Raw genomic sequence first — 3,571 nt, 5'->3', positions numbered from 1 at the left:
ACCAAAAAGACGCCGCCACAGCGCAGACCCTGCAGGCGTTCCTGCACTGGGCGGTCACCGACGGCAACAATGCCTCGTACCTGGACAAAGTCCACTTTCAGCCACTGCCGGCCTCGGTGGTGACGTTGTCCGACAACCAGATCGCAAAGATCAGCGCCCAGTAGCGACGAGTGCCTCCTTCGACCAAGTCCACGACACCGCATGCGCCGGGCGGCCCGACGGCCTTCCGGCGCATGCGGAGCCGCGTCCGCGGCGCGAGCCGCGACGGTCTCACCATTCGCTGGCTAGGTGCGGTGGGCGCGGTGATGCCGCTGCTCGCGTTGGTGTTCGTGCTGGCGACGCTGCTCATCGAGGCGCTGCCGGCAATCCGGCTCAACGGTCTGCACTTTTTCACCGCGACCAAATGGGATCCGGGCAACACCTACGGCTCTTCCGTGGTTACCGACGGCGTCGAACACCCCGTCGGCGCCTACTACGGCGCGCTGCCGCTGATCGTGGGGACCCTCGCGACATCGGCGATTGCCCTGATCATCGCGGTGCCGGTGTCGATCGGAGCAGCGTTGGCGATCGTGGAGCGGTTGCCCAAGAGCCTCGCTTCCGCCGTCGGGATGACACTCGAGTTGCTCGCCGGCATCCCCAGCGTCGTCGTAGGCCTGTGGGGTGCGCTGACTTTCGGGCCGTTCATTGCTCACCACATCGCACCGGCGATCGCTCGTAACGCTCCAGATGTCCCCGTGCTGAACTACTTTCGCGGCGACCCTGGCAACGGCGAGGGAATGCTGGTGTCCGGTCTGGTGCTGGCGGTCATGGTGATTCCGATCATCGCCAGCACCACCCGCGATCTGATCCGACAGGTTCCGGTACTGCCCCGCGAGGGCGCCATCGCGCTGGGAATGTCGGAGTGGGAATGTGCCCGACGGGTCACGCTCCCGTGGGTATCCAGCGGCATCATCGGCGCCGTCGTCCTCGGTCTCGGACGTGCACTGGGTGAGACGATGGCCGTCGCCATGGTTTCTGGCGCGGTGTTGGGTGCGATGCCCGCCAACATCTACTCCACCATGACTACCATCGCTGCCACCGTTGTCTCACAACTGGATTCGGCGATGACCGACTTCACCGACTTCGCGGTGAAAACCCTCGCCGAAGTGAGTTTGGTACTGATGCTGATCACGTTGCTGACCAACCTGGCCGCTCGCGCGCTGGTGCGCCGGGCCTCGAGCACCGCGCTACCGGTGGGACGTGGTGTGTGAGATGAGCGAATCCACCGCGACGTTATCCGCGATCCGCGGGCAGGACGGGCCACGGCGCTCCACCCTCACTCGGCGCAAGGTCGTCAATGCCCTGTTCTGGACTGCCTGCTTCTGCTGCCTGTCCGTGGTGGTCGGCCCCACTCTGTGGATGCTGATCAAAGTTGTCAGCCGTGCCGTGCCGGTATTCGATTGGCATGTGCTGGTGCAGGATACCCGCGGCAACGGTGGTGGCCTGCGCAACGCCATCGTCGGCACCGTGGTCATCGGTTTCGGGGTCCTGCTGATCGGTGGGACGATCAGTGTGCTGACCGGGATCTATCTGTCCGAATTCGCCCGCGGCAGAACCCGTTCGATTCTGCGCGGCGCCTACGAGGTGCTGTCGGGCATCCCATCCATTGTGCTCGGCTACGTCGGCTACATAGCACTCGTGGTGTATTTCGACTGGGGGTTTTCCCTGGCGGCCGGGGTTTTGACGCTATCGGTGATGAGCATTCCTTATATCGCCAAGGCCACCGAGTCCGCACTTGGTCAGGTTCCGACCTCGTATCGGGAGGCGGCCGAGGCGCTCGGACTGCCGCTCGGCTGGACCCTGCGCAAAATTGTGCTGCGCGCGGCAATTCCCGGAATCGTCACCGGCATGCTGGTAGCGCTCGCGCTGGCGATCGGTGAGACGGCGCCGATGCTGTACACGGCCGGTTGGTCGAATTCCCCTCCGACGGGAGAGCTCACCGATTCGCCGGTCGGATACCTGACCTATCCGATCTGGACGTTCTACAACCTGCCGTCACAGTCGGCCCGCGACCTGTCCTACGACGCGGCGTTCCTGCTGATCATCTTCGTACTGGTGCTGATCGTCATTGGCCGAATGATCACCTGGTTCTCCCGGCGGCATTCGGAGTCATAACTCCGATTCGGCCCGGCAGCGAAACTCCCGGCCGATCTACAAGAAGTCCAGCAGCAGTGCGTTCGTTGCGGCCGGTTGCTCGATCTGCGGACAGTGGCCCGCGGCCTCGATGACGGCTAACCGACCTTGGGGCAGCTGGTCGGCGATATCCTGTGCCCAGCCGCGCGGTAGCAGTTTGTCGCGGGCTCCCTCGACCACCAAAGCCGGGACGCCGACCCGTTCGTAGGCCCACGTGTGCGATGGGGCCGACGATGGTTCCGCGCCCGGTCGGTGAAAGCGCGCCGCGGCGAGCGCCTCCCACGCACCGGGTGCAATGCTCGATTGGTACCGGCGCCGCACGTAGTCCTCGTCGGCTGGATACTTCGGATCGTGAAAGAGGGCTTCGACGATGCGCCGCATCCCCATCACCGTGGCGTCGTAGTCGTAGAGCGCTTCCATGTGCTGGTTGCGCTGGATTTCACCACCACCGCAGATGGCCACCAAGCTCCGCATCGGAAGCAGCGGCGAGTCCGACGTCGCGTCGACGAACAAATTGACCGCGCCCATCGAGTTGCCGACGAAGTGCGCGGAGCCGACACCGAGCTCGTCACAGAACCTGGCGATGTGGCGTAGTCGCATCCCCCGGCCGTCGTTGAAGTCGATGACCTTGGCCGAGTCCCCGAAACCCAACATATCGAGCGCCAGCACCCGATATCGCTCAGCGAGAGCGGGTATTGTTTTCTCCCAACTAATTTCGGCGTTGACGCCGAATTCGCCGCCGTGCAAGAGAACCACCGGCTCGCCGCGGCCGGCTTCCAGGTAACCGGTGCGCAGGCCGTCGATCACGACGGTTTTACGTTGAACGGTCACTACTGACTCCTCAGTGCGGGTCCAGCGGCCGGAAAGGACGCGACACCGATCACTTGATGGCGATCGGATTGACCGGTGAGCCCACCGCGCCGGTGAATCTGAGCGGCGGCGCGATGAGCTGGAACTCGTAGACGCCATCTGCTGCACAATCTGCTGCCAGCGCATTGAGATCCCAGTACTCGCCAAGCATCAATCCCATGTCCCGCAAGCACAGCATGTGCATCGGCATGAAGGTCCCTGTGACACCGGATACCGGGTCTTCGACCATCAGGTTGTCCGCGGCCACCGCGGCGACGTCATGGTCATGCAGCCAAGACGCGCACAGCCAGTCCAAGCCCGAGCCGGGTTCGCCGCCATTGCCGGTCTCTACAAACCTTGCCCACCAGCCGGTTCTGACCAGAACGATGTCACCGCGTCGGATCGTCACACCTTGCGCCCGCGCCACGTCGTCCAACTCGACCGCAGTGATCGGGTTCCCGAGTTCGATGAACGTCTCCACGCCGCGGTGCCGGGCAACGTCGAGCAGTACACCGCGCGAGGTGATGCCCTTGCCGTCGACCTTGTCGAT

The 3,571-nt window shown here is 64.1% G+C and carries 4 protein-coding genes and 1 pseudogene; 3 read left to right on the top strand and 2 right to left on the bottom strand.

Annotated features, from left to right (window positions below; all coding sequences use genetic code 11):
* The 3 genes and pseudogenes from AC2VOU_RS02130 to pstA form a co-directional block, all read left to right on the top strand.
* Window positions 1-164, top strand: a pseudogene (locus AC2VOU_RS02130) (phosphate ABC transporter substrate-binding protein PstS); the annotation flags it as partial.
* Window positions 165-233: 69 nt separating this feature from the next.
* Window positions 234-1,250: a phosphate ABC transporter permease subunit PstC gene (gene pstC, locus AC2VOU_RS02125; protein ID WP_486955874.1), complete on the top strand. Its 1,017-nt coding sequence runs from the start codon at window positions 234-236 to the stop codon at window positions 1,248-1,250.
* A 1-nt stretch (window position 1,251) separates the two neighbouring features.
* Window positions 1,252-2,154 carry a phosphate ABC transporter permease PstA gene (gene pstA / locus AC2VOU_RS02120; RefSeq protein ID WP_486955873.1) on the top strand — a complete coding sequence of 301 codons (903 nt, stop codon included), beginning with the start codon at window positions 1,252-1,254 and terminating at the stop codon, window positions 2,152-2,154.
* A 36-nt stretch (window positions 2,155-2,190) separates the two neighbouring features.
* On the opposite strand, the gene AC2VOU_RS02115 is transcribed toward pstA, so the two are convergent.
* Together AC2VOU_RS02115 and AC2VOU_RS02110 are read right to left on the bottom strand one after the other, a co-directional pair.
* Window positions 2,191-3,003 carry an alpha/beta fold hydrolase gene (locus AC2VOU_RS02115; RefSeq protein ID WP_486955872.1) on the bottom strand — a complete coding sequence of 271 codons (813 nt, stop codon included), beginning with the start codon at window positions 3,001-3,003 and terminating at the stop codon, window positions 2,191-2,193.
* A 49-nt stretch (window positions 3,004-3,052) separates the two neighbouring features.
* Window positions 3,053-3,571 (bottom strand): cyclase family protein (locus AC2VOU_RS02110; protein WP_486955871.1); only part of this gene is annotated, 519 nt, incomplete at its 5' end.

The organism is Mycobacterium sp. TH-M25, assembly GCF_057473665.1.
This window is presented reverse-complemented; position numbering and strand designations above follow the sequence as displayed.